Origin of the sequence: Mesorhizobium sp. B2-4-14 (assembly GCF_006442155.1) — a bacterium.
Lineage (GTDB): Bacteria > Pseudomonadota > Alphaproteobacteria > Rhizobiales > Rhizobiaceae > Mesorhizobium.
Genome location: NZ_VFVA01000014.1, coordinates 36,539 through 60,834, shown reverse-complemented (window position 1 = coordinate 60,834; position 24,296 = coordinate 36,539). Strand labels below are relative to the sequence as shown.

General features: G+C 63.0%; 28 protein-coding genes, 1 other RNA gene and 1 pseudogene. 17 read left to right on the top strand and 13 right to left on the bottom strand.

All coding sequences use genetic code 11. The features are described from left to right. Positions 1–51: 51 nt before the first annotated feature. Positions 52–432, bottom strand: coding sequence for a hypothetical protein (locus tag FJ938_RS14720; RefSeq protein WP_140608318.1), 381 nt, complete (start codon positions 430–432; stop codon positions 52–54). Between the two features lie 336 nt (positions 433–768). Here FJ938_RS14720 and FJ938_RS14715 point away from each other — a divergent pair, with 336 nt between their 5' ends. After that, on the top strand, positions 769–1,320 hold the full coding sequence (locus tag FJ938_RS14715) for a DUF2269 family protein (RefSeq protein WP_140694873.1): 552 nt from the start codon (positions 769–771) through the stop codon (positions 1,318–1,320). Positions 1,321–1,334: 14 nt separating this feature from the next. Here the strand turns inward: FJ938_RS14715 and FJ938_RS14710 are convergent, their stop codons facing one another. The 3 genes and pseudogenes from FJ938_RS14710 to FJ938_RS14700 all read right to left on the bottom strand — a co-directional run. Further along, the gene (locus FJ938_RS14710; RefSeq protein WP_140694870.1) at positions 1,335–2,105 is read right to left on the bottom strand and encodes a sulfite exporter TauE/SafE family protein; all 771 of its coding nucleotides are present in this window, start codon (positions 2,103–2,105) and stop codon (positions 1,335–1,337) included. A 123-nt stretch (positions 2,106–2,228) separates the two neighbouring features. Further along, a complete protein-coding gene (locus FJ938_RS14705; protein ID WP_140694867.1) occupies positions 2,229–2,957 on the bottom strand; it encodes a class I SAM-dependent methyltransferase in 729 nt (242 codons plus the stop codon). A gap of 67 nt (positions 2,958–3,024) precedes the next feature. Beyond that, positions 3,025–3,171: pseudogene (locus FJ938_RS14700) on the bottom strand (Lrp/AsnC family transcriptional regulator); the annotation flags it as partial. Between the two features lie 184 nt (positions 3,172–3,355). On the opposite strand from FJ938_RS14700, the gene FJ938_RS14695 reads away from it, so the two are divergent. The 8 genes from FJ938_RS14695 (at position 3,356) to FJ938_RS14660 (ending at position 10,266) form a co-directional block, all read left to right on the top strand. After that, positions 3,356–4,003 carry a thiamine phosphate synthase gene (locus FJ938_RS14695; RefSeq protein ID WP_140694864.1) on the top strand — a complete coding sequence of 216 codons (648 nt, stop codon included), beginning with the start codon at positions 3,356–3,358 and terminating at the stop codon, positions 4,001–4,003. A 1-nt stretch (position 4,004) separates the two neighbouring features. Beyond that, complete coding sequence (locus FJ938_RS14690) at positions 4,005–5,045, top strand: tetratricopeptide repeat protein (RefSeq protein ID WP_140608326.1); 1,041 nt, start codon at positions 4,005–4,007, stop codon at positions 5,043–5,045. A gap of 125 nt (positions 5,046–5,170) precedes the next feature. Further along, a complete protein-coding gene (gene efp / locus FJ938_RS14685; protein ID WP_019861758.1) occupies positions 5,171–5,737 on the top strand; it encodes an elongation factor P in 567 nt (188 codons plus the stop codon). 86 nt (positions 5,738–5,823) lie between these two features. Continuing rightward, entirely contained in the window at positions 5,824–6,624 is an 801-nt protein-coding gene (locus FJ938_RS14680; RefSeq protein WP_140694861.1) for an inositol monophosphatase family protein, read from the top strand. Positions 6,625–6,706: 82 nt separating this feature from the next. Beyond that, on the top strand, positions 6,707–7,393 hold the full coding sequence (locus FJ938_RS14675) for a hemolysin III family protein (protein WP_140694858.1): 687 nt from the start codon (positions 6,707–6,709) through the stop codon (positions 7,391–7,393). Between the two features lie 139 nt (positions 7,394–7,532). Beyond that, positions 7,533–8,558 (top strand): MotA/TolQ/ExbB proton channel family protein, encoded by a 1,026-nt coding sequence (locus FJ938_RS14670; protein WP_140694855.1) that lies wholly within the window; start codon positions 7,533–7,535, stop codon positions 8,556–8,558. Between the two features lies 1 nt (position 8,559). After that, positions 8,560–9,591 (top strand): peptidoglycan -binding protein, encoded by a 1,032-nt coding sequence (locus FJ938_RS14665; protein ID WP_140608334.1) that lies wholly within the window; start codon positions 8,560–8,562, stop codon positions 9,589–9,591. 249 nt (positions 9,592–9,840) lie between these two features. Next, complete coding sequence (locus FJ938_RS14660; protein WP_140694852.1) at positions 9,841–10,266, top strand: hypothetical protein; 426 nt, start codon at positions 9,841–9,843, stop codon at positions 10,264–10,266. 80 nt (positions 10,267–10,346) lie between these two features. Here FJ938_RS14660 and FJ938_RS14655 read toward each other — a convergent pair whose 3' ends face one another. After that, positions 10,347–10,700: a DUF1304 domain-containing protein gene (locus tag FJ938_RS14655; protein ID WP_140694850.1), complete on the bottom strand. Its 354-nt coding sequence runs from the start codon at positions 10,698–10,700 to the stop codon at positions 10,347–10,349. A gap of 141 nt (positions 10,701–10,841) precedes the next feature. Here FJ938_RS14655 and FJ938_RS14650 point away from each other — a divergent pair, with 141 nt between their 5' ends. The 3 genes from FJ938_RS14650 to FJ938_RS14640 all read left to right on the top strand — a co-directional run bounded on the left by FJ938_RS14650 (position 10,842) and on the right by FJ938_RS14640 (position 14,098). Further along, entirely contained in the window at positions 10,842–12,326 is a 1,485-nt protein-coding gene (locus FJ938_RS14650; protein ID WP_140694848.1) for a carboxypeptidase M32, read from the top strand. Positions 12,327–12,416: 90 nt separating this feature from the next. Next, complete coding sequence (locus tag FJ938_RS14645; protein WP_181169103.1) at positions 12,417–13,121, top strand: DUF3857 domain-containing protein; 705 nt, start codon at positions 12,417–12,419, stop codon at positions 13,119–13,121. Then, complete coding sequence (locus tag FJ938_RS14640; RefSeq protein ID WP_140694842.1) at positions 13,118–14,098, top strand: hypothetical protein; 981 nt, start codon at positions 13,118–13,120, stop codon at positions 14,096–14,098. Before FJ938_RS14645 ends, FJ938_RS14640 begins: the two co-directional genes overlap by 4 nt. A 17-nt stretch (positions 14,099–14,115) precedes the next feature. Here the strand turns inward: FJ938_RS14640 and FJ938_RS14635 are convergent, their stop codons facing one another. Further along, positions 14,116–15,915, bottom strand: a complete 1,800-nt coding sequence (locus tag FJ938_RS14635) for an ABC transporter transmembrane domain-containing protein (protein ID WP_140694840.1) — start codon at positions 15,913–15,915, stop codon at positions 14,116–14,118. Between the two features lie 207 nt (positions 15,916–16,122). Here FJ938_RS14635 and rpmE point away from each other — a divergent pair, with 207 nt between their 5' ends. Next, positions 16,123–16,344, top strand: a complete 222-nt coding sequence (gene rpmE, locus FJ938_RS14630; RefSeq protein WP_140608344.1) for a 50S ribosomal protein L31 — start codon at positions 16,123–16,125, stop codon at positions 16,342–16,344. A gap of 148 nt (positions 16,345–16,492) precedes the next feature. Here the strand turns inward: rpmE and FJ938_RS14625 are convergent, their stop codons facing one another. After that, positions 16,493–17,122, bottom strand: a complete 630-nt coding sequence (locus FJ938_RS14625; protein WP_140608346.1) for a TetR/AcrR family transcriptional regulator — start codon at positions 17,120–17,122, stop codon at positions 16,493–16,495. 220 nt (positions 17,123–17,342) lie between these two features. Between FJ938_RS14625 and FJ938_RS14620 the strand changes: the two genes are divergently transcribed. Continuing rightward, positions 17,343–17,816: an anthrone oxygenase family protein gene (locus FJ938_RS14620; RefSeq protein ID WP_181169102.1), complete on the top strand. Its 474-nt coding sequence runs from the start codon at positions 17,343–17,345 to the stop codon at positions 17,814–17,816. 103 nt (positions 17,817–17,919) lie between these two features. On the opposite strand, the gene FJ938_RS14615 is transcribed toward FJ938_RS14620, so the two are convergent. The 6 genes from FJ938_RS14615 to ssrS all read right to left on the bottom strand — a co-directional run bounded on the left by FJ938_RS14615 (position 17,920) and on the right by ssrS (position 21,973). After that, positions 17,920–18,231 (bottom strand): SelT/SelW/SelH family protein, encoded by a 312-nt coding sequence (locus tag FJ938_RS14615; protein WP_140694837.1) that lies wholly within the window; start codon positions 18,229–18,231, stop codon positions 17,920–17,922. A gap of 30 nt (positions 18,232–18,261) precedes the next feature. Continuing rightward, on the bottom strand, positions 18,262–19,011 hold the full coding sequence (locus tag FJ938_RS14610; protein ID WP_140694834.1) for a YebC/PmpR family DNA-binding transcriptional regulator: 750 nt from the start codon (positions 19,009–19,011) through the stop codon (positions 18,262–18,264). 296 nt (positions 19,012–19,307) lie between these two features. Next, positions 19,308–20,075: a TerC family protein gene (locus tag FJ938_RS14605; protein WP_140694832.1), complete on the bottom strand. Its 768-nt coding sequence runs from the start codon at positions 20,073–20,075 to the stop codon at positions 19,308–19,310. A 68-nt stretch (positions 20,076–20,143) separates the two neighbouring features. Beyond that, positions 20,144–20,968 (bottom strand): YmdB family metallophosphoesterase, encoded by an 825-nt coding sequence (locus FJ938_RS14600; RefSeq protein ID WP_140694830.1) that lies wholly within the window; start codon positions 20,966–20,968, stop codon positions 20,144–20,146. 63 nt (positions 20,969–21,031) lie between these two features. After that, positions 21,032–21,619 (bottom strand): 5-formyltetrahydrofolate cyclo-ligase, encoded by a 588-nt coding sequence (locus FJ938_RS14595; RefSeq protein WP_140608356.1) that lies wholly within the window; start codon positions 21,617–21,619, stop codon positions 21,032–21,034. Between the two features lie 198 nt (positions 21,620–21,817). Further along, positions 21,818–21,973: non-coding RNA, 6S RNA (ssrS, locus tag FJ938_RS14590), on the bottom strand. A gap of 145 nt (positions 21,974–22,118) precedes the next feature. Here ssrS and FJ938_RS14585 point away from each other — a divergent pair. The 3 genes from FJ938_RS14585 to FJ938_RS14575 all read left to right on the top strand — a co-directional run bounded on the left by FJ938_RS14585 (position 22,119) and on the right by FJ938_RS14575 (position 24,295). Then, positions 22,119–22,958, top strand: coding sequence for a MoxR family ATPase (locus tag FJ938_RS14585; RefSeq protein WP_140694827.1), 840 nt, complete (start codon positions 22,119–22,121; stop codon positions 22,956–22,958). Positions 22,959–23,051: 93 nt separating this feature from the next. Next, the gene (locus FJ938_RS14580; RefSeq protein WP_140608360.1) at positions 23,052–23,498 is read left to right on the top strand and encodes a GNAT family N-acetyltransferase; all 447 of its coding nucleotides are present in this window, start codon (positions 23,052–23,054) and stop codon (positions 23,496–23,498) included. Further along, positions 23,498–24,295, top strand: a complete 798-nt coding sequence (locus FJ938_RS14575) for a hypothetical protein (RefSeq protein WP_140694824.1) — start codon at positions 23,498–23,500, stop codon at positions 24,293–24,295. The genes FJ938_RS14580 and FJ938_RS14575 overlap by 1 nt, the downstream gene beginning before the upstream one ends. Position 24,296: the final 1 nt, after the last annotated feature.

Here is a 24,296-nt window from a genome sequence, read left to right as displayed (position 1 = left end):
CCTGGTTCCTGTGCCGTAACAGCACAATTCCAAGGCTCCGCCAGGCACCGGTCAGGCCTTCTTCCAGACCACCGGCAAGGCGATGAAGGCAAACAGCAGCATGCCCGCATAGAAGCCGATCGAGGCGATTCCCAGCAGCGGCTCGATTCCCGGATTTCCGGCAAGCAGGATGTAAAGGCCGATCATCAGCCCGATGCCACTGATCGCTGTCAGCCAGAAATGGACGATGGCGATCGTCTTTTGCCCGGCTGCCGGAAACAGATGATAGAAGAACGCGAAGACCGCCGACATCAGCCAGCCGGCCACCATCACATGGGCGTGGGTCGGCATCTGGCCATGGTCCTCGCTGATCGCCATGTGGATGCCAAGCGCCATGCCGCACAGCGCATAGATGACGGCCAGCGTGAAGAAATTCCGTGCTACCCCTTGCATTTAGTCCCCCGAATTGCCTTTTCCCGAGCTGGGAATGAGTTGATGGTCAGGCGACTTCTGTCGCCACCGGGCTGCCGGCATCGGCGCATTAGCATCGGCAATGTTTCTGGACGATGTCGCGCCTACCCCTCCCGATACTTCTCACAATAACAGAAAGCCGGGCGGCATGTTCGCCCTATCGGCGCTTCTTGCGTTGCCGAAGCTGAAACAGAGCCGGTTTTTCACGACATCGTTCCGAAACAGGCGCGGCGCTAAACGCTTGGCCATCGGAGCGGCGGACGGTCGCGGTGGCGCGCGGCGCCCTTTACCATTGCATTTGCACCTGGGAGAAAAATCATGGACTGGTATTCCATTATCAAATTGCTGCACATTGTTTCGGCGACCCTGTGGGTCGGGGGCGGCTTCACGCTGATGGTGCTGGCGACGCTGGCGGATCGGGCGGGAAACATCCAGGGAACGCTGCAGGCGATGCGCGCCACGGGCGAGTTGGGCAACCGCTTCTTCGCGCCGATGTCGATGCTGACGCTGGCCTTCGGATTGACCATGTGCGGGTTCTGGGTCGGCTTCTCCGAATTGTGGGTCCTGATCGGTCTTGCCGGCTACGCCACGACTTTCTGCATCGGCATGTTCGTCTTCAAGCCGACCGCCGACCGCATGGCCGCGATGATCGCCAGAGATGGCGTCACGCCGGCAGCACTTGCCCATGGCCAGCGCATCCTGCGCGCCGCCCGCTTCGACTATGCGGTGATGCTGGTCATCGTTACCGATATGGTGCTGAAGCCGACCTTGCACGATGTCGCCATCCTGGCGGCTATGGTGCTGGTCCTTGCCGGGGGTGCCGCGCTGGCGCTTGGCCGGCCGCGGCGCATGGTGCCAAGCGCCGCCTGATAGCCGCGGGACGTCTAAGGCAGGCCGGCGATCCCGTCCCACAAAAGCTTCAAAGCCACGACCGCCACCGTCGCGTAGGTGAAGGGATAGAAGATCTCCGGCCGCATGCGCCGCACCAGCCAGGCACCGGCGATCGTCGACAGCGGCGCCAACGGCATCAGCACCGCTGACGCCGTCAGATTGGCGGTATCGAACTGGCCGAGCGCGAAATAGGGGATGAGCTTCAGTGCATTGGTGGCGGCAAAGAAGATTGCGGCGGTACCCGACAGGACCTTGGGATCGAGCCGGATCGGCAAGGCATAGACCTGGAAGGGCGGACCGCCGACATGGGCGACGAAACTGGTGAAGCCGGCGACCGTCCCCCATAGAGCGGCGGCCACCCCGTTGGGTTCGGCCGCATGGTCGGCACCATGGCGAAACTGCAAATATAGCCAGCGCAGCACGAAGATGATGGCGACGCCGCCGACGATGAGCCGCACCGCCTCCTCGGTGACGAGTGCGGCCGTCAGCCAGCCGAGCCCGATGCCGATGACGGCGCCCGGCATCATGTCGACCAGCATCTTGCGGTCATAGACGCCCCACCATGTCCACACCGAGACGATGTCCATCAGGCACAGGATCGGCAAGAGGATGGCGGCCGCCTGCACCGGCGGCATGGTCAGCGCCATCAAGGGCACGCCGACGAAACCGACAGCGCCGCCGAAGCCGCCCTTGGACAGGCCGACGAGAATGACCGCCGGAATGGCGGCCGCGTAGAACCACGGATCGAGAAGCAGGCCTGACATGGGAGGGACTGGTCTGGAGGGAAGGCGCGTCAACGCCTGAATAGCCGAGAATTTTGAGCCGGGCGACCGCAAATGCAAGTAGCGGCCCGCCGGACCGGTGACGCCCTTATGCTTCCGACCGTCCTATCGGCGAGCCGACACCAGCAGGAACATCGGCCGCTCCAGCTCTTCCATCAACTCCGGCCTTGCCGCGGTCTGCGCGTCCGTCGGGCGGAATTCCTCGACATGCGCGATCGTGAATCCGGCCCGGATCAGCGTGTTGAGCGTGGTGCCGATGGTGCGATGATGTTTCACGACGCCTTTGGCCAGCCAGTCGGTCTCGCGAGGGCCTTCGACCAGATACCGGTCGACAGGCCACGTCTTGCGGCCTTCGGCATCGATCGACCAACCGGGATTGGTCGGAGCCATGAAGATCGGGTGTTCGGTCGAAAAGACGAAATGGCCGCCGGGCGACAGGGCCTGATGCACCGTGCCGAACAGGCGTGCAACGTCCTCGACATAGTGCAGGGCAAGCGAGCTGTAGGCCAGATCGAAGCCGTCTTGTGGCAGGCTGAGCTGGTCGAGGTCGGCCCTCGCATAGGTGATGCCGACATCCGGGCCGGCCACCCTCGCCCGGGCCAGCATCTTTTCCGACAGGTCCAGCCCCAGGACCTCCTTGGCTCCATGCTCGTGCGCCCAGCGGCAGAACCAGCCGAAGCCGCAGCCGAGGTCGACGACCCGCAGGCCGCCGACGTCAGGTAGCATCGCGCACAGCGCCGGCCATTCCGCCGCGCCGTCCAGGCCTTCGACCGACCGGCCAAGCTGGCTGTAGCCCGCGAAGAAATCCGGCTGGTCGTAGATATTCTGCGCCATGTCTCCCTCGTTCTTCAGACAATCATCTGATGGACCTGTCGCCCATTTCCACCACGGCCGTGCGGAGTCAAGACCGCGAGGCCGATGCCGCCTCAAGCGGCGGCCGCCGCCGGATCGGCTGCGCCTTGATGATGGCGGTGCTGGTCTCCTCGTCGGCGATACGATCGAAAATGCCGTCGAGGTCGCCGATCGAGCGCGCGAACAGCCGCGCGACCCTGAGGGGCTTCGAAACCGTCCACCTCGATCCCGGGGGCCGGCCAAGTAAGGCGCTACGCCGGCTGCCCGGCGGACCAAAGATCGCGATCCTGACTGTCCGCCTGTTCAAAGCGGGCAGTTTGCTCTATGCCGCAATCCAACCATCTTCGCCCGGCATAGGCGAAACCCGGGATCGAAGAACCATGAACGACGCAACGCCCCCAAATCGCTGCCGCATCGTGCTGATCGCGCCGCCCGGCGTGCCGGCCGACCGCATCGCCACGGCATTCGACGGCGGCGACGTCGCCTCGCTGATCCTGCCCGAAAATGGCATGGACGAAGCCTCCTTCCAGGCTTTCGCCGAACGGATCGTGCCGGCGGCACAGGCCGCGGGCGTGGCCGTAATCATCGCCGGCGATACCCGCATCGCCGGCCGTGTCCAGGCCGACGGCATCCATGTCGAGGTCTCCAAGGCCGAGCTTGCCGAGACGATCGGCCATTTCCAGGCGAAGATGATGGTCGGCGCCGGCGGCGCCAAGACGCGCGACGACGCGCTCGAGCTCGGCGAAGCCAGGCCCGACTACATCTTCTTCGGCCGCTTCGGCTACGACAACAAGCCGGAGCCGCATCCGCGCAACCTGTCACTGGGTGAGTGGTGGGCGCAAATGATCCAGATCCCCTGCATCGTCATGGCCGGGTCCGACCTTGCGTCGGTCGCGACCGTGGCCGCCACCGGCGCCGAGTTCGTCGCGTTGTCGAGCGCGGTGTTCGCCGAAGGCGTCGATCCGAAAGCGGCGATCGCCGAGGCCAATGCGCTGCTCGACGAAACCGCGCCGCGCTTCGAGGATTAATGTGGCCCAGGCAAGGCTTTCCCTTCAGGCCCTGCTTGCGGCGGTCATGATCCAGGCCGCCGCCGCCGAAACGATTCCCTTGCCGCAGCCCAAGCCCGATACCGGCGTGCACACCGACAAGCCGATCGAAAAGCAGCTGCCGCAGCCCGCCACCACGGCGGAGCCCGCACCGCTGCCCTCGGCCGACAGCATCAATCCCGACCGTTTCGGGGCGAAGCCCGCGGACGCGGCCTATGGCGCTTTCCAGCGCGGGCTCTACAAGACCGCTTACAATCTGGCGCTGACGCGGGCGCAGAACGGCGATCCGGCGGCACAGACGCTGGTGGCCGAGATCCTGTCGCGGGGCCTGGGTGTCCCGCTGAACGCGGCCGAAGCCGCGAAATGGTATGCGCGCGCCGCCGAGCAGGGCGTGCCGGAATCGCAGTTCCAATATGCGCTGATGCTGCTCGACGGCCGCTACGTTAAGAAGGACACGAAGGAGGCCTATGCGCTGATGCAGGCGGCCGCCGAAGCCGGCAACCAGCTGGCGCAGTTCAATTTCGCGCAGATGCTGGTGCAGCAGGATCCCGGCGATGCTGGCTTGACCAAGGCGGTCTCCTATTATGAACGCGCCGCCGCGACCGGCCTCGCCGATGCCCAATATGCCATGTCCCAGGTCTATGCCAACGGCGTCGGCGGCAAGCCGCACGACGACGCCCAGGCAAGGCGCCTGCTGGCGCAGGCCGCGCGGCAGAACTACGATACCGCGCAGATCGATCTCGCCGCCTGGATGATCGAGGGCCGCGGCGGCCCGCGCGACCTGAAGTCTGCCTTCGGCTGGACCAAGCAGGCCGCCGAGGGCGGCAATGTCGCCGCCCAGAACCGCCTGGCGAAACTCTACATGCAAGGCATCGGCACCGATCCTGATCTGGTGCTGGCCGGCGCCTGGTACATCGTCGCCCGCCGCGCCGGCCTCATCGATTCCGAGATGGACGATTTCCTGCAAGGCTTGGACGACGACCAGACCAAGCAGGCGCTGCAGAAGGCAAATCGCCTGCCCTGACGGCCCGTGCACCGCACGGCGCCGCTCCCTGCCCGCTCGCTCCCTTGCCTCTTCGGGTGTTTTGTGGTCTTGGGAGCCCGAAATCGCTTTTCCCAGCGACCGTCTCATTCCCGGATCATCCCACCATGGCCAAGATCAATGGCAACGAAATCCGTCCCGGCTACGTCATCGAGCACGATGGCGGACTCTGGGTGGCGGTCAGGACCAACACCGTCAAGCCCGGCAAGGGCGGCGCCTACAACCAAGTCGAGCTGAAGAACCTCATCAACGGCACCAAGCTCAACGAGCGCTTCCGCTCAGCCGAGACGGTCGAGCAGATCCGGCTTGATCTCAAGGATTTTTCCTTCCTCTACGAGCAGGACGACGCGCTGGTGTTCATGGACACCCAAAGCTACGAACAGCTCGAGCTGAACAAGGACTTCGTCGGCGACCGCGCCGCGTTCCTGCAGGACGGCATGATGGTGACGGTGCAGCTCTACGAGGAGAGGCCGATCGGCATTTCGCTTCCCGACTATGTAACGCTGACCATCACCGAGGCCGATCCCGTGGTGAAGGGCCAGACGGCGGCATCCTCCTACAAGCCAGCGGTGCTGGAAAACGGCATCCGCGTTCTGGTGCCGCCCTTCATCGGCGCCGGCGAACGCATCATCGTCGACACCAACGAAATCACTTACGTGCGCCGCGCCGACTGATGCATGTCGCCCAAAATTGGCCCCGGTTTTGGGTCACCGACATGCATCAGGACAAAGTTTAAAGCGCGGCAGCAGGAAGAAACTCTATGGCACGCTCAGCCCTACTCAACGTCATGGTCCAGGCCGCAATGAAGGCCGGCCGCTCGCTGTCGCGCGACTTCGGCGAGGTCCAGAACCTGCAGGTCTCGATGAAGGGTCCGGGCGACTATGTCAGCCAGGCCGACCGCAAGGCCGAGGACATCGTTTTCGCCGAATTGTCGAAGGCGCGCCCGGGCTACAGCTTTCTGATGGAAGAGCGCGGCACGGTCGCCGGCGAAGACAGCCAGCACCGCTGGATCGTCGATCCGCTCGACGGCACCACCAATTTCCTGCACGGCATTCCGCTTTTCGCCGTCTCGATCGCGCTGGAACGCCAGGGCCAGATCGTTGCCGGCGTCATCTACAATCCGGCCATGGACGAGCTCTATACGACCGAACGCGGCGGCGGCGCGTTCCTGAATGACCGCCGCCTGCGCGTCGCCGGCCGCGCCAAGCTGGTCGACGCCGTCATCGGCTGCGGCGTGCCGCATCTGGGGCGCGGCCAACACGGCAATTTCCTGATTGAATTGCGCCACGTCATGGCCGAGGTCTCCGGTGTCAGGCGCCTTGGTTCGGCCTCGCTCGATCTCGCCTATGTCGCCGCCGGCCGCATGGACGGCTTCTGGGAAACCGGCCTGTCGGCCTGGGATATCGCCGCCGGCCTGCTGCTGATCCGCGAGGCGGGCGGCTTCGTCTCCGACATGGATGGCGGGCAGGACATGCTGGACAACGGTTCGGTCGTCGCCGGCAACGAGATCATCCAGCGCGCGCTGCTGAAGACGGTGAAAAAGCCGCTGCCGCCGCGTTGAAGCGCCGCAGTCGCAAAACCGCAAACAAAGCTTGAAATACTGTCCGGCGGTTTCCCAGATACAGGGTGACACAGGACGTGAGATGACCAACACACCGCCGCAACCCGATATTCCGTTCATCGGACGCTGGCACTATTCGCGCGCCGAGATGATCGCCGACGGCATCGTCCACGCTGTCGGCATCGTGCTGGCGATCGCGGCCGGCTCGGCACTGCTGGCGCTGGCGGCGTTTCGGGTCGGGCCGGGCGAATACATCGCCGCCGCCTTCTATGTCGTTTCGCTGCTCACCGTTCTGTCGGTGTCGCTGACCTACAATCTGTGGCCGGTGTCCTCACCGGCCAAATGGGTCCTGCGGCGCTTCGATCACGCCGCGATCTATCTTCTGATCGCCGCCACCTACACGCCTTTTCTGGCCCAGCTCGGTGGCTCGCCGCTGGCCAGCGGGATGATCGCGCTGGTCTGGATCGCGGCGGCGACAGGCATCGCCATAAAGGTGTTTTTCCCCGGCCGCTTCGACCGGCTGGCGATCGGCTTCTACCTCGCCATCGGCTGGAGCGGCATCATCCTGGTCAAGCCACTGGTCGAAACGCTGCCGGCCACGTCGATCGTGCTCATCGCCGCCGGCGGCGTCGTCTATTCCTGCGGTGTCATTTTCTTCGCCTGGAAGGGGCTACGCTTCCACAACGCGTTGTGGCATGGCTTTGTCGTCACCGGCGCCGGCCTGCATCTGGCGGCCATGGTCGACTGTCTGGTCATCAACCGCCTTTGATCGTCGAAACCGAATTCGGTTTCCGAGCTGCAAACTTGCGCCAAGGCAATATTGCCAAGCGCCATTCAATTTGGTCACAATTCCGTTTAGAGTCGCCAACTACGTGATCGGCGGCAGCGGCATCGGAAACGGGGCACGGATGGCTTTTCTCAGATCCTTCGGCATGGGCAGGCGCTCCGACGTACTGATCTACGATCCGCATAAACTGTCGAGTCCGCAGGTTTTTCTGCTGACCATGGTCATCTTCCTTGCCATCGTAGCCTTCATCGCCGCCATCCTGACGCGGCAGGTCTCGACGGCTTTCGTCACCAATCCCGGGCTCAACGGGCTGATCATCGGCGTGCTGGTGGTCGGTATCCTGCTCGCCTTCGTCCAGGTCGGGCGGCTGTTTCGCGAGGTGCGCTGGGTCAACTCCTTCCGTGCGGGCTCGGAGACGACCGAACCGGTGCTGCTGGCGCCGATGAAAGCGATGATCGGTCGCTCCGCGACCATGGCCTTCTCGACCTCCTCGATGCGCACCATGCTCGATTCGATCGCCACGCGCCTCGACGAAAGCCGCGACACCTCGCGCTACCTGGTCGGCCTGCTGGTATTCCTCGGCCTGCTCGGCACCTTCTGGGGCCTGTTGAACACGATCGGCTCGATCCGCGAGACCATCGAATCGCTTGATCCCGGCACCGGAGACGCGGCCGCGGTGCTCGAATCTCTCAAGCAGGGGCTGTCGGCGCCGCTGGCCGGCATGGGCACGGCCTTCTCGTCCTCGCTGTTCGGCCTGTCCGGCTCGCTCGTGCTCGGCTTCCTCGACCTGCAGGCGGGTCGCGCCCAGACCCGCTTCTACACCGAGCTTGAGAACTGGCTGTCCTCGGTCACCGATCTGTCGTCCGATATCGTCGTCTCCGATCCTGCCAAGGCCGAACCTTCCGATGAAATCCGTCTGTTGTCGGAGCGGCTGCGCAGCCTGCAGGAGAATGGCGGCGGCTCCAACCCGCGCGTCGCCACCGCCATGGCCAATCTCGCCGACGGCATTTCCGGCCTGGTCAAGAACATGCGCTCCGAGCAGCAGATCATGCGCGACTGGGTCGAGGCCCAATCCGACGAGCAGAAGGCGATGCGCAACACGCTGGAAAAGATCGCCGATGCCCTGAAGAAGCCCGGGGTGCACTGACATGGCGCTCGCCAGGGGCCGGCGTACGGACCGCCGCATCGACTACTGGCCGGGCTTTGTCGACGCGCTGTCGACGCTGCTTCTGGCGATCATGTTCCTGCTCACCGTTTTCGTACTGGCGCAGTTCCTGCTCGGGCGCGAGATTTCCGGCAAGGACGCCGTGCTTAACCGCCTCAACTCGCAGATCAACGAACTGACGCAACTCCTGGCGCTGGAGCGCTCGACGACGCAGGACAAGGAGGATTCGCTGGCCAACCTGCAGGCGTCGCTTTCGGCGGCGCAGGCGGAAAAGAGCCGGCTCGAGCAGCTTTTGGCACAAGGCGCGGGGGCCGGCGACGCGGCCAACCAGCGCGCCGTCGCCCTGTCGGGGGAACTCGACAGCCAGCGCCAGATCAGTCAGCAGGCGCTGAGCCAGGTCGAGATCCTCAACCAGCAGATCGCCGCGCTGCGCAAGCAGATCGGAGCGCTGGAAGATGCGCTCAACGTTTCCGAGACCCGCGACCGCGATTCCAACACCAAGATCGCCGATCTCGGCCGCCGCCTGAACGTGGCACTGGCGCAGCGTGTTCAGGAGCTGAACCGCTACCGCTCCGATTTCTTCGGGCGCCTGCGTGAAATCCTCGCCGACCGCGAAAATATCCGCATCGTCGGCGACCGCTTTGTCTTCCAGTCCGAGGTGCTGTTTCCGACCGGCTCCGAGGTGATCAACGACGCCGGCAAGGTCGAGATGAAGAAACTCGCCGACGCCATCATCGAGTTGCAGAAGGAAATCCCGCCCGAGATCAACTGGGTGCTGCGTGTCGACGGCCATACCGACAACAAGCCGCTCTCGGGTACTGGCCGCTACCGCGACAACTGGGAGCTGTCGACGGCGCGTTCGACCTCGGTGGTCAAGTTCCTGATCGAGAATGGCGTGCCGGCCAACCGGCTGGTCGCCGCCGGCTTCGGCGAGTTCCAGCCGCTCGACCCCGCCAATACCGACGAGGCGCGCAACAAGAACCGCCGCATTGAACTGAAGCTCACCGAACGGTGACTACTCATCACTTAAAAGTCACGCGAACTTGTTCACCGCCTCAACTCTAGCGCGCACATTGAATCCGGCAAGGGCTGAAAAGATTATCTTTTTTTAATTACACTTCGCACCGGAGCGCTCCTAGCTTGCTGCGCAGGGCCGAGAACCGCCGGCGATGCCTCCCATCGCGACGCGACGGAACCGGACGGCCCGCGTCCGGGACGCGGAGTGGCAAGACCGCTCCCTTCCCATGTAAAAGGAGGCGCCGTCATGCGCTCTTCAGCATCTCTCAAGATTGCAACCCTCACCGCGATTCTCATCGCCGCCCCGCTGGCGGGCGCCTATGCCGCAGGCCATCACAAGGGCGCGCTCGACGCGACCGATCCGACCGACATGACCGGCCCGCGCATCGAGGGCCTTATCGGACAGGTACAAGGTGTCCACCAGGGCATTGTGGACGCCAGGAACGCCAACAGCATCACCCCGGCCGTGGCGGAACGCCTGGAAATGCGCACCGCCCGCATCAGCCAGGCGGCCGAGAGGATCGCCGCATCGGATCATGGCAGGATACCGGCCGCCCAATACCATGATCTGCTGCGCCGTCTCGACAATGTCGACCAGAGGCTGAGGGTCGATACCGGCAGCGGCTTCATGATCGGCGACGGCGCCGACGGCGGGAACTATCCGAACGGCTGAGAATTCCTTGTTCACAAAGGTCCAAGAGGAAGGGACCACCTGGCGCCTTCGGGACCCCAATCCCGCGGGCGTCCTTTTCCTCACCAGCCGAGCCAGATCGCGATCAGGGCGATCGCCGCCGGCACGGTCTGGACAAGTAGGATCTTGCGGCCGACCGTTGCGCCGCCGTAGAGGCCTGCAATGGCCACGCACAGCAGAAAGAAAACCTTGATCTGAAAGCCGGGGGCACCGAGGTATAGCCCCCAGATCAGGCCGGCAGCGAGAAAACCGTTGTAGAGGCCCTGATTGGCGGCGAGCACCTTCGACGCGCTGGCGAAGTCCGGCGTCAGGCGGAATGTCTTTTGCCCGCGCGGCGTGTCCCAGAGCACCATTTCGAAATAGACGATGTAGACATGGATCAAGGCCACCAGGGCGACCAGTATGTTGCCGATCATATGCTTCCCCTTCCCGTGTTGCCGGCAGCATTTCATGCACGGCATAGACCGTGCAAGGAGCACCCGTCTGACGGCATCTGAGGGTTGCCAACGCATTTGCGTTGGTGTCTTTTCGCGCCGTCCTCAACCACGGAAGCCGCCATGTCCTTTCACAAACTTGACGACCTCGGCCACAAGCTCGAAGCGCTTGAGCATGCGCTGGCCATCCTCGGCGCCGACGAAGCGACCCACATGGCCGTCGGCGGTGGTGAGAAGCGTGCCGAGGCGATGGCGGCACTTGCCGGCATGTATCACACCAGGGCGACCGCGCCGGAAATATCCGACTGGATCGCCGCGGCCGAAAGCGAGGCGCTCGACGACGAGCAGCGCACGGCTCTCGCCGAGTTGCGCCGGCAATATACCAACCTGACCTGCTTGCCGGTCGAATTCGTCGAACGCCTCACGACCGCGCGCATGCGCTGCGAGCAACTGTGGCGCGACCTGCGCCCCAAGAGCGACTGGGCCGGTTTCCAGCCGGCGCTCGAGGGCGTGGTGACACTGGTGCGCGAAGAGGCCGCCTTGCGCTCCGACGTGCTCGGCCTAGCCCCCTATGACGCGCTGATGGAGCAATACGACCCCGGCAACCGCACCGCCGACATCACCCCCGTCTTCGCCGACCTGAAAGCCTTCCTCAAAGGTTTCGTGCCGGAGGCGCTGGCGATACAGGACGCGCGGCTGCGCAAGCATCCGCTGAAGCCGCTTTCGGGCACCTATCCGATAGACCGCCAGCGCGAACTCGGCCTTGCCATGATGGCGGCGGTCGGTTTCGATCTCACGCACGGCTCGCTCTCGGTCTCGCACCACCCCTTCTGCGGCGGCGTGCCCAGCGACGTGCGCATCACCACCCGTTACAAGACATCGGATTTCCTGTCGGCTTTGATGGGCGTGCTGCACGAGACCGGCCATGCACTCTACGAACAGAACCTGCCGAAGGCATGGTCGCACTGGCCGCTCGGCAAGGCCCGCGGCATGGCCGTGCATGAAAGCCAGAGCCTGTTCGTTGAAAAACAGATCGGCCGCAATCCCGCCTTCTGGCACTGGGCACTGCCGGTGGTGGTAAAGCATCTCGGCGAAGCCTGGTCGCTCGACGACATCCTGCCGCATGTGCATCGTGTCGAACGCGGCCTGATCCGCGTCGACGCCGACGAGGTGACCTATCCCTTGCATGTCATCCTGCGCTACGAGCTTGAGCAGGAGCTGGTCTCGGGCGGGCTGGAGGTTGCCGAACTGCCGGAAGCCTGGGACGCCAAGATGCGCGACTATCTCGGTCTCTCCACCATCGACAATCCGGCCGACGGGCCAATGCAGGACGTCCATTGGCCGGGTGCCGCCTTCGGCTACTTCCCCTCCTATACGCTGGGCGCGATGATGGCGGCGCAGCAATGGGCCGCGCTGAGGCGGGAGCATCCTTCCGCCGACGACGACCTTGCCAAGGGGAATTTCGCGGCCATCAACGACTGGCGCCGCAGGACGATTTGGTCGCAGGGGTCGCGCTGGTCGACGCCGGACCTGCTCGAACGCGCCACCGGCGAAAGGCTCAACGCCGTGTATTTCGTCAATCATCTGAAGCAGCGCTACGGCGGATAAGATCGGCCGTCGTGCCATCCCGATTACCCTGACCTGCGGCGACTGCCGTCGAACAGGAATGCAATGAGGCATCCTTGCAGGACGGTAGCCTTGCGGGATCGCCTCTACTTTTCTATCACTGGTGGTATCCGACGGTATCTGGCGAGACGTGCGGATCATGCGGGCCGGCTGCCCGGGGCAACCTTCGACGTGTTCCGGCGCGAGAAGGATCCCGAGAAAGGCCTGTTCGACGGCTGGCTCACGGCTTATGTGAATGTCGATGATGTTCGCGTCGGCGACATCATCGATTATGGCAGGACCACCGTCAGGACACCGATCGTTGGTGCGGATCTGTTTTTCCACTCGGTCGCAGTGGCCTGGGGCGGGCCCATCGCGCTCATCCGCGAAAAGGTGACGTGGCCGGCAAGTCAGCCCTTGAACATCCGCCAGATCCGCACCGAGATCCAGCCGGAAGTCAAAACCGAAAGCGCATCGAAGTCCTATACCTGGCAAAGCATCAATCCTGCGCCGGTCAAATCCGAGGACAACCTGCCGGCGGATTTCCCGACCTATCCGACAATCCAGATCTCTTCGACAAGCAAATGGCAGGACATCGTCGACGCGATGTTGCCCTATTACCGGCTCGATCAGGAATTGCCCGCCGCGTTCGCATCGAAGCTTGACGACATCGCCGCCAGATACGCCAATCCCGAAGACCGGATGATCGAGGCGATGCGGCTGGTCCAGGACACCATCCGCTATGTGAGCCTGTCCATGGGCCGCGGCTCCTATATCCCCGCAGCCCTAGCACGGTGATCGCCAGCGGCTTCGGCGATTGCAAGGACAAGGCCCTGCTTCTCGCCTCCAGCCTGCGCCGACTCGGCATTCAGGCCGATCCGGCCCTGACCGATCTCGATGGCGGGCTGGCACTTGGCGAGATGCTGCCGACCATCCGCGCCTTCGATCACGTCATCGTCAGGGCAACGATCAAAGGCCAGGTCTACTGGATCGACGCGACCAATTACCTGCAGGGCAGCAGGGCCGAGAATCTCGTTCCACCCGACTATGGCTTCGCCCTGCCGATTGTCGCCGGTAGCGCGCGGATCGAAAAGATGGAGCGCAAGGGGCTTTTCGAGCCTACCACCTTCGTCAGCGAGGCGTTCGACTTTCCCAAACTCAAGGGCGAAGCGCTGAAGCTGACGGTGCGCACGACCTATAGCGGTGCGGATGCCGACAGCATGCGCTACAGGCTGGTTTCGTCATCCGCCACCAAGCTCGCCGATGACTATCTCCAATATTACAACCGGCAGTATCCAGGCATGACCAGCCTGGCGCCGTTGTCGACAAATGACGACCGCGACCGCAACATCGTCACGACGGTCGAATCCTACGAGCTTTCCGCTGGCGATCTCGATGCCGATGATCTCATCAAGAACTTCCCGCTCAAGGCCGATGTCGGCATCAGCAATCTGCCGGAGCCGGATATGGTCGGCAGGACCGGCCCAGTCTGGCTCGGCAGTCCGATGTTCAAGCGCCATCAGTGTATCGTCCACAACCTGAAGGCCGAGTTCGTCGGCCCCGAGAAGTCCAACGACGTGATCACGCCCTTTGTCGCCTTCAAGGCGCGCTGGTCGAGCGCGCCGACGGAGTTTCAGGTCGACTGGTTTCTCAAGACGATTGGGGACCGGGTTCCCGCCAAGGAGATCGGCCCTTATCTGAAGTCGCGCAGGAAGATGGCCGACAACGCCTCCTGGAGTTACAATTTCGGCTACGCCGAAACTGAGGCGAACTGAGCGTTATCGGAAATTCCTTATTCCGCCGCGCCCCTGAAAGCGCTGGCGCCGGTCTCGAATTGCAGCTTGGCCAGCCGGGCATAGATGCCGCCCTTGGCGATCAGGCTCTGGTGCGTGCCTTCCTCGACGATACGGCCGCCATCCATGACCAGTATCCTGTCGGCCTTCAGCACTGTCGCCAAACGGTGCGCGATCACGATGGTCGTGCGGCCCTGCATCAGCCGTTCCAGCGCCATCTGCACCAGCGTCTCGCTTTCAGCGTCGAGCGCCGAGGTGGCTTCGTCGAGCAGCAGGATCGGCGCGTCGCGCAGGATGGCGCGCGCGATCGCCACACGCTGGCGCTGACCGCCAGACAGCGTCACGCCGCGCTCGCCGACCTGGCTGTCATAGCCGTTCTCGAGCTTGAGGATGAATTCGTCGGCAAGCGCGTCCTTGGCCGCCGCCTCGATCTCGGCCTGGCTCGCCCCCGGGCGGCCGAAACCGATATTGTCGCGCGCGCTCGCCGCGAAGATGGTGACGTCCTGCGGCACGATGGCGATGCGCTCGCGCACCGCAACCGGATCGGCCTCGCGCACATCAACGCCGTCGATCAGGACCTTGCCGGTTTCAGGATCGTAGAAGCGCAGGATCAGCGAGAACACCGTGCTCTTGCCGGCCCCCGACGGACCGACGATGGCCACCTTCTCGCCGGGCCTGACTGAAAAACTCAGGCCATGGACGGCGGCGCGGTCGGGCCTTGCCGGATAGGAGAAGGAGACGTCGTCGAAGACGATCGCGCCCTTGGCGACTGCAGGCAGCGGCTTCGGCTCGGCCGGCGCCTGGATCGCCGGCTTCTCCGCCAGGATCTCGGTCAGCCGCTCGGCCGCGCCCGCCGCTTGCGCTAGTTCGCCCCAGACCTCCGACAGCGCGCCGAGCGCGCCGGCGGCGAACACCGAATAAAGCAGGAACTGCCCGAGCGTGCCCGGCGACAGATTGCCTTCGAGCACGTCGCGCGAGCCGAACCACAGCACCGCCACGACGGACGAGAAGATAGTGAAGATGGCGAAGAAGGTGAGGAACGAGCGCGCGAAGATCGAGGCGCGCGCCGCATCGAACGCAGCCTCCACCGCGCCGGAGAAGCGCCCGGTGACCAGATTTTCATTGGTGAAGGCTTGCAGCGTGCGCACCGCGCCGATCTGCTCGCTGGCATAGGCTGTCGCATCCGCAAGCGTGTCCTGCGCCTGCCGTGACTTGCGCCGCACCGAGCGGCCGAAGGCGACCAGCGGCAGCACGATGATGGGAATGGCTGCTATGACCAGGCCAGATAGTTTCGGGCTGGTGACCACCATCATTCCCACAGCGCCAAGGCCCAGGATGACGTTGCGCAGCGCGACCGACGCGGTTGCGCCGACCGCCGATTTGACCTGTGTGGTGTCGGCGGCGAGCCGCGAAACGATCTCGCCCGACTGGGCGGTGTCGAAGAAGGACGGCGATAGCGTCGTCACATGGGCAAAGACATCACGCCTGATATCGGCGACGACGCGCTCGCCGAGCGTGATGACGAAATAGTAGCGGCCTGCCGATGCCGCGGCCAGCACCGCGGCCATCGCCACCAATGCGGCGAAATATTCAGCGATGAAGGTGGTGCTGGACGAGGAGAAACCGTGATCGATCATCCGCCTTACCGCCAGCGGCAGCGTCAATGTCGTTGCCGCCGCGATGACCAGCGAGATGAGGGCGCCGACGACCAGGGTGCGATAGTGCCCGATATAGGGGAACAGGCGCCGGAGCGGCTTGAGCGAGCGTCTGCGCTCCTCTGCGCTGCTGGTTTGCGCCATACCGGTGTTTCCTCTAGCCGCCTTGTGATCCATGCGCCTCAATATGCGCTTGCCGCGGCCTTGTGATTCAATTTCGGCTGATGTATAGGCACGCCGACCGTTTTAGAAGCCGTGGCTCTTCAATAGCTCCGGCTTCGAGTTTTAAAAAGGGGCGCATCGACGCAGGCTTATGCCCGTCCGCCGCGCCGGCAAGCCAGGAACAGAGCCATGAAGACCGCTATCCATCCCGACTACCACACCATCAAAGTCGTCATGACCGACGGCACCGAATACATGACCCGTTCGACCTGGGGCAAGGAAGGCGATACGATGAACCTCGATATCGACCCGACCACCCATCCGGCCTGGACCGGCGGCCAGCAGACCCTGCTCGACCGCGGCGGCCGCCTGTCGAAGTTCAAGAAGCGCTTCGAAGGTTTCGGCCTCTAAGCCAGTTGCGCCTGCAGAATTTCGAAAAACCCGCCCTCGTGGCGGGTTTTTTGTTGGGCAGAACTCCCTTCTCCCCGTCACTATACGGGGAGAGGAGCGCGTCCCTGGCGGTTTCGCCAACTGTTAGCGCGATAGGAAGCTCAATTGTCTATTCGCCCAGCAATTCCCTGAGTGCCATGTGCTTGTAGGCGGCGACCAGCCTGTCGCCTTCCTCGCGGTCGACGGAGATCGCCAGCCGCATCGCCGCCTCGCCCATTTGCCAGACCAGAAACGCGGTGGTCTCCAGGGAGACTGGATCGGCGCCGGGACGTAAGCGCTTCAGCACCGCGACGAGGAATTCGGCATTGGCTCGGCTGTCGGCGAGTTCGAGTTGGCGCAGCGCCTTGTCGGCCTGCGTGCCCGACCAGATGTCGCGCATCACCGGCTCGGCCAGGAACAGCCGATAATAAATATCGACCAGCTCCGAAAACGCCCGTCGCAACCCTTCGGCGTCACTGACGCCGGCGAGTGTCGCCGAGATGCAGGCCTGGCTTTCGGCGGTGTAGCGCTCGGCCAGCGCCCAGACGATCGCCCGCTTGTCCGGAAAGAACTGGTAGAGCGAGCCGATCGACACCCCTGCCCGTTCCGCCACTTCACCCATGCGCATGGCGTCACTGCCCTGCTCGGCAATCAGCGCCGAGGCGGCCGCCAGCATGCGCTCGACCCGCTCGCGGCTGCGCTGCTGGCTCGGCGCCCGGCGCGGTGAAGCGATCTGCTCGTTGGCCGGTATGCCTTCCATGACTGTCTCCAACAAACGCCTATCACCGGAGATCGCTTGACTCGCAAAATACGAGGGTTTATCACGTTTCGCAAATATGAGGATTGCTCATGTTTTGAAGCGCAAATGCTCGGCGGCCGCAAAACTCACCGATGGCATCCAGCGCGTGCTCGGCCGCGCCGGAAAGACTTCGCCGCCTACGCAACCGAAACCGCCGCCACCCAAATCTGGAGCAACTGACATGATCGCGAAATCTCTCCCCATCCTCACCTTCATCGCCGCGATCGGCGCCGGTGTCGTCGGCGGCGTGTTCTTCGCCTTTTCCAATTTCGTCATGCCGGCACTTGCCCGTCTGCCCGCGGCCGGTGGCATTGCCGCCATGAATTCGATCAACATCACCGTCATCACGCCAACCTTCATGACGGCACTCTTCGGCACCGGACTGGTCTGCCTCGTGCTCATCGCCGGCGCGGTCGTCGGCTGGAGCCAGCCGGGCTCGTCCTGGCTGCTCGCCGGCGCGCCGATCTATCTTGTCGGCAATTCGATCGTGACCATGGTCTTCAACGTACCGCTCAACGATGCGTTGGCCGCTGTCGATCCGGCCAGCAGCAGCGCCGTCTGGACCGGCTATCTCAGGGACTGGGTGATGTGGAACCACGTCCGCGCCGTCACCGCCATCGTCGCCCTGGGCTGCTTCATATTCGCATGGCAGTGAGGGCAGAAAGGTGTGTTGAGATTCAGGTCACTTGGGTACGCGAGCATCGGAAGCGCGGGAAACCATAATTTGCAGGCCGGCATCGCCTGAATATCAACGCAGCTTAAGTGGGGTCTTTTGACTTGTGGCCCTTGCGATCGGAATGGCCGAGATCGCGGTCGGGGTCGATGACGTCGCGCATCAGTTGCTTCAGCTTCGCCGCATCGGGAAAGCCGCCGTCGCGCTTGCGATCCCAGACCAGCACCTCGTTGCAGGAGATGGTGAAGATGCCGCCAGTGCCGGGCACCAGCGTCACTTCGCCGAGATCGGTGCCGAAGGTGGAGAGCAGCTCCTGCGCCATCCAGCCGGCGCGCAGCAACCACTGGCATTGCGTGCAATAGGTGATGCGGATGGCGGGCAGCGGCTTCTCGCTCATCCCAGGTTGAGCTCCGCTCATACTGGTCGCTCACGCCGCGCTGAGCTTGGCCAAGGTCTCGTCGTCGACTTCGAAGTTGGCGTACACGTTTTGCACGTCGTCGTCGTCCTCGAGCATGGCAACCAGCTTCATCAGCGACTGGGCGCGTTCCTCGTCGACCGGAACGTTGTTCTGCGGCTGCCAGATAGGCTTTACCGATTCCGCTTCGCCGAGCGAAGCTTCCAGTGCCTTGGACACTTCGCCGAGATTCTCGAAGGAACAGTAGATGGTGTGGCCTTCCTCGTCCGACTCGACATCATCGGCACCGGCCTCGATGGCCGCCTCCATGACCTTGTCGGCACTGCCGGCGGAGGCCGGATAGTAGATCTCCCCGACCCGGTTCCACATGAATGAAACCGAACCGGTTTCGCCAAGCGCCCCACCAGCCTTGGTGAAGGCCGCACGGACATTAGAGGCCGAACGGTTGCGGTTGTCGGTCAGCGCCTCGACGATCAGCGCCACGCCGCCGGGACCATAACCTTCATAGCGCACGGCTTCGTAGTTTTCGGCATCGCCCATGGACGCCTTGTTGATGGCGCGCTGGATGTTGTCCTTCGGCATCGACACAGCCTTGGCGTTCTGGACGGCAAGGCGCAGGCGCGGGTTCATCGCCGGATCGGGCGTACCGGTCTTGGCGGCGACGGTGATTTCGCGCGCCAGCTTGGAAAACATTTTCGACCGCACCGCGTCCTGGCGGCCCTTGCGGTGCATGATGTTCTTGAACTGTGAATGGCCAGCCATGGCACCCCTGTCGTGTTCGGCTAGAGCATCGGCAGCCAGGTGAACTCCACCGGGGGTTTTGCAAAATGCTCTGATACAAATTTCAGAACGCCTCTGGCGTGTCCGTCAGGACGCAGGGCACTCTATCTCGGAATGGCCGGCTTATAGATAAATCGGCTCAATTCGTCCAGCCGCGCCCATGGCGCGGGTCACCGAACCCGCGACATTCCCCCAATCCGGAGATTTTCCGGTCGCGTTCAGCCTTCGAGATGCGATTCAGCCGGTCGATGATGCTAAGCGTACAACCCACTCAAAACTCAGTGTCCGCCGCCGGACTTCGACTTCTTCCGGCTGCGCGCCAGCATGTTGAGCCCTTCGACCAGCGCCGAAAAACCCATCGCCGCGTAGATGTAGCCCTTGGGCACATGATAGCCCATGCCGTCGGCGATCAGCGTCATGCCGATCATCAAGAGGAATCCCAGCGCCAGCATGACGATGGTCGGGTTCCTGGCGATGAAGTCCGCCAGCGGCCCGGCGGCCAGCATCATCACGGTGACTGCCGCGATCACGGCGACGTACATGATGACGATCTCGTCGGTCATGCCAACGGCGGTGATGATGGAATCGATGGAGAAGACGAGGTCGAGCAGCAGGATCTGGAAGATCGCACCGGCAAGCGAGATCTTGAGCGTCTCGCCCAACATCGCGTCCTGGTGATCCTCGGGATCGACGGTGTGATGGATTTCCTTGGTCGCCTTCCACACCAGGAACAGGCCACCGGCGATCAGGATCAGGTCGCGCCAGGAGAAACCATGGCCTAACGCCGTGAACACCGGCGTCGTCAGTTGGACGATGATCGAGATGGTTGCGAGCAGCACCAGCCGCATGATCAGCGCCGCCGAGATGCCGAGCCGGCGGGCACGGGCCCTCTGCCCCTCGGGCAGCTTGTTGGTCAGGATCGAGATGAAAATCAGATTGTCGATGCCGAGTACAATCTCAAGCACCACGAGCGTCAATAACGCGACCCAGGCGGTTGGATCAGAAACGAATTGAAAATGCGGCGCCAGGAATTCAACGAGCTGCATGGAGGTCGTCCCCTACGATCTAGAGCAGTTTCGTCGCCAGTTAGGTACTATACTCCAGCATATCAATGTCATGACCAGAAGGACGGAGCCGTTTCTTCGAGCCGCGGCCCGCGACGAAACGGCGCGATCCGCTCGGTCAGCCCCGTGCGGTCGGAAATATCGACGCCGACACCACACAATGTCGCCGGTCCGGTCGCTGCCTCGAAACGCCCTTTCGGCACTTTCGACAGGAACCGGTTGAGCGGCTCCTCCTTGTCCATGCCAAGCGAGGAATCGTAGTCGCCGCACATGCCGGCATCGGAGATGTAGCCGGTGCCGCCGTTCAGGATCTGGTGATCGCCGGTCGGCTGGTGCGTGTGGGTGCCGACGACGAGGCTGGCGCGGCCGTCTACAAAATGCGCGAAGCACATCTTTTCCGAGGTCGCCTCGGCGTGGAAGTCGATGACCACCGCATCCGCCTGTTCGCCGAGCGGACAGGCGGCAAGCTCGCGCTCGCCAGCCTGGAACGGATCGTCGAGTTCGGGATGCATGAATACCCGGCCCATGATGTTGGCGACCAGCACGCGCGCGCCGCTTCTGGCGATGTAAACGCCGGAGCCGCGTCCGGGCGTGCCCTTGGGAAAATTGGACGGCCGCAGGAAGCGCTCTTCACGCGGCGCGAAGGCGAGTGCGTCGCGCTGGTCCCAAACATGGTTGCCGGTGGTCACGACATCGGCGCCGGCCGCGATGGTCTCGCGAAAGATCTCTTCGGTGATGCCGAAACCGCCAGCGGCGTTCTCGCCATTGACGATGACGAAATCGAGCTTGAAGTCGGAGATCAGGCCGGGCAGTTGTTCCCATACCGCCGTGCGGCCCGTCTTGCCGACCATGTCGCCGAGAAAGAGAAGTCTCATCTGCGCTTGATCCCGAAAAGTTGCATGACTTTTCGGCAAAGATCATGCGTTCCAAAGAACTATCTACAATTCTGGCGTGAAGCGGCGCAACCCGCTCTCGGTGAGTATTTCCGGGATGATGACATCATGGTCTTCGTCGGGCACCAGCGCGACCTCCTGGCAGTCGAAGGCAATTCCGATCAGCCGCGGCGGCTTTCCCTTGTCGACCAGCCTGGCGATGGCACGGTCATAATAGCCGGCGCCGTAGCCGATGCGATGGCCACGCTTGTCGAAAGCGGCGAGCGGCACCAGCATCACCGAGGGGTCGAGCACCTCGGCCTCTTCGTGCGGGCCGACCGTGCCAAAGCCCATCTCGACCATCGGCGCGCCGCGCACCAGTTCGCGAAAGACGATGGTGGTCTTGTCGAGAATGGCAGGCAGGCAAAGCCTCGCGCCTTTCTCGCGCATGGCGAACATCAGCGGCCGCACGTCAACCTCCGAGCGCATCGGCCAGAAGCCGGAAACAACCTGGCCGGGCTCGAAGGCAATCTGGTCGCGCGCCGTCTCAGCCATTTCCAGCGCGACTTCCACCCGCCAGAATTCATCAAGCGCATCGCGGCGTCCAAGTGCTTCCTTGCGCAGCTGTTTTTTCAGGTCTTTTAAGGATGTCATGTAACCACGGTAGAAAAGGTCAGATTTGGATGGAGTTTTAGGAGCGACGTTTTCTACCGCATGATCCACCGAAGTGTCAGCGGTTCGGTGAAAAAGATCATGCGTAAACGACAAACAGCGGAGCGAACTTTTTCATTCGTGAGCCCGCACAAAGCGGCGTGACGACAAAATCCGCCCAATATAGCCTTTTTCGGCAGGTGACGATCCACACAACCGGTGGAGAGGTCGATCCCGGGTGCCTACAAAGTAGGTGGGCGCCGTGTGAGAAAACCCACGGGTCTTCCCAGGGACAGCTCCCTAAGGATCGTTAAGGCCCCGGGGAAAAGTGTCTCCTGCCGGGAAGCGCAGACCGTCTCGTCCAATATAGGCCGATGGTGCCCTGAGCACCAGAGAGTTGGCATTCTTTCCCTGCGGTTCTCACGGCTCGCCATCACCTGCCCACTCTTGCGCCGGCAGGGCCGCATCCTTACGGTCGCCCGGAACGAACCGAGGAGCAAAGATGCGTTTCGAAGGCACGGCGGCCTATGTCGCCGACAAGGACCTGATGCTGGCAGTCAACGCGGCGATCGCGCTGGAGCGGCCCTTGCTGGTCAAAGGCGAGCCCGGCACCGGCAAGACGGAACTCGCCCGCCAGGTGGCGGCGGCACTTGGTCTGGAGCTCATCGAATGGCACGTCAAATCGACGACGCGGGCGCAGCAAGGCCTCTACGAATATGACGCGGTCTCACGCCTGCGCGACAGCCAGCTCGGCGATAGCAGGTTCAACGACATCAAGAACTATATCAAGCGCGGCAAGCTTTGGGAGGCTTTTGCCGCCGGCAAGAAGATCGTGCTTCTGATCGACGAGATCGACAAGGCCGATATCGAGTTCCCCAACGACCTGTTGCAGGAACTCGATCGGATGGAGTTCTTCGTCTACGAGACCGGCGAGACCATCCGCGCCGCCGTCAGGCCGATCGTCATCATCACCTCCAACAACGAGAAGGAACTGCCGGACGCCTTTCTGCGCCGCTGCTTCTTCCACTACATCCGCTTTCCCGACGTCGACACGCTGCACAAAATCGTCGACGTGCACTATCCCGGCATCAAGCAGAACCTGGTGCGGGCGGCGTTGACCCAGTTCTACGAAATCCGTGAGGTGCCGGGGCTGAAGAAGAAGCCGTCGACATCCGAGGCGCTCGACTGGATAAGGCTGCTGGTCGCCGACGACATCGCGCCTGAGGATCTGCGCGCCGACCCGAAGAGCGCCCTGCCGAAACTGCACGGCGCGCTGCTCAAGAACGAGCAGGACGTGCATCTGTTCGAGCGCCTTGCCTTCATGGCGAGACGGCAGGGCTAGGCTGCCAGCAACAGCGCTTTCCCACGCTGTGGACCGTTGCCGGCAACCGGCCATGGACGCAGCTTCGGGCCGAAGCATCGAAGGGAACCAGAAATGTCCGAAATCATCGTCCGGCCGCTCGCGCAATCCGACCACGCCGACTGGCGCCGCCTGTGGACCGACTATCTGACCTTCTACGAGACGAAGCTGCCGGAAGAAGTTTACGCCCTCACCTGGAAACGGCTGTTTACGGAAGGCGAATTCGAGCCGAAGGGTTTTATCGCCACGCTCGACGGCAAAGCCGTCGGCCTCACCCACTATCTCTACCACCGCTCCGGCTGGTCGGAGAAAAACAACTGCTATCTGCAGGATCTGTTCGCCGACCCGGATGTGCGCGGCAAGGGCATAGGTGCGGCCCTGATCGAAGCCGTGAAGCAGGAGGCCGGCAAGATTGGTGTCAAGAACGTCTACTGGATGACGCACGAGACCAACGCCACCGCGCGCAAGCTCTACGACCGTGTCGCGCGCCGCACCGGCTTCATCGAGTATGATCTACTCTGATGAAATCGCCGGCAGAGCGCGCAAGGCTGATCTGGAACGCTGACCGGTTTGAGGCTCTGAAACACATAAGCGCGGTCTTGCAGGAAAGCGAGTTCCAGCCGCTCTATGCCAGCTATATCGGATATCTCGAGTTGCGGGAGCGTGGGCTAAGAAAGCAGTCCTTCGCGCAACTTGATGCCTTTATTGAACAGATAGTATCTGATCCATTCGAGATTCGACTGTCCGTCGTCCGGCATCTTATCGCTGCAATTGAAGGCTGTTGGCATAGTTGGCCTGCACCGGACAACTGGCAATTGCCCGAACAAGCGTTTCGGCGCCTGATTGGACCTCTCTGGCAGGAGTGGCGGCAACGGGAACCTGCCAATCCCGAGGCTTGGGTGTATAGCTTCGGCAATCTGTCGCATGACGTTGATTGCAGGGAGGTTGCATTCCTGTTGAACCCAGCTCATCCACGCTATCAGTATGCTCATCTGGATGGTCTCTGTCGGCAGTTGAACTACGAACTGCACGAACTCGGGCACACCGAACGGATTCTTTGCAGCCCAGAACATTTTAGCGAACTGACCAACTCGGTTTCCACCGTTGCGGGGGCAATCGGTGACAACATAGCTGATGAGGTGGTGCAAACGCCTGCTAAACTGAACGATCTGGCGGCTGCCTATCGCAACCACCGGGAGGAGAGAGGCGGCTTCCTGCGGGAACTCCTGCTGCTCGGTCGCCAGGACCTTATCGACTTCCCCATATTGCCCGCCAGACGATGGTTTCGCGTCCTGCCTACTTTCCTCTTTGTTGGATAGG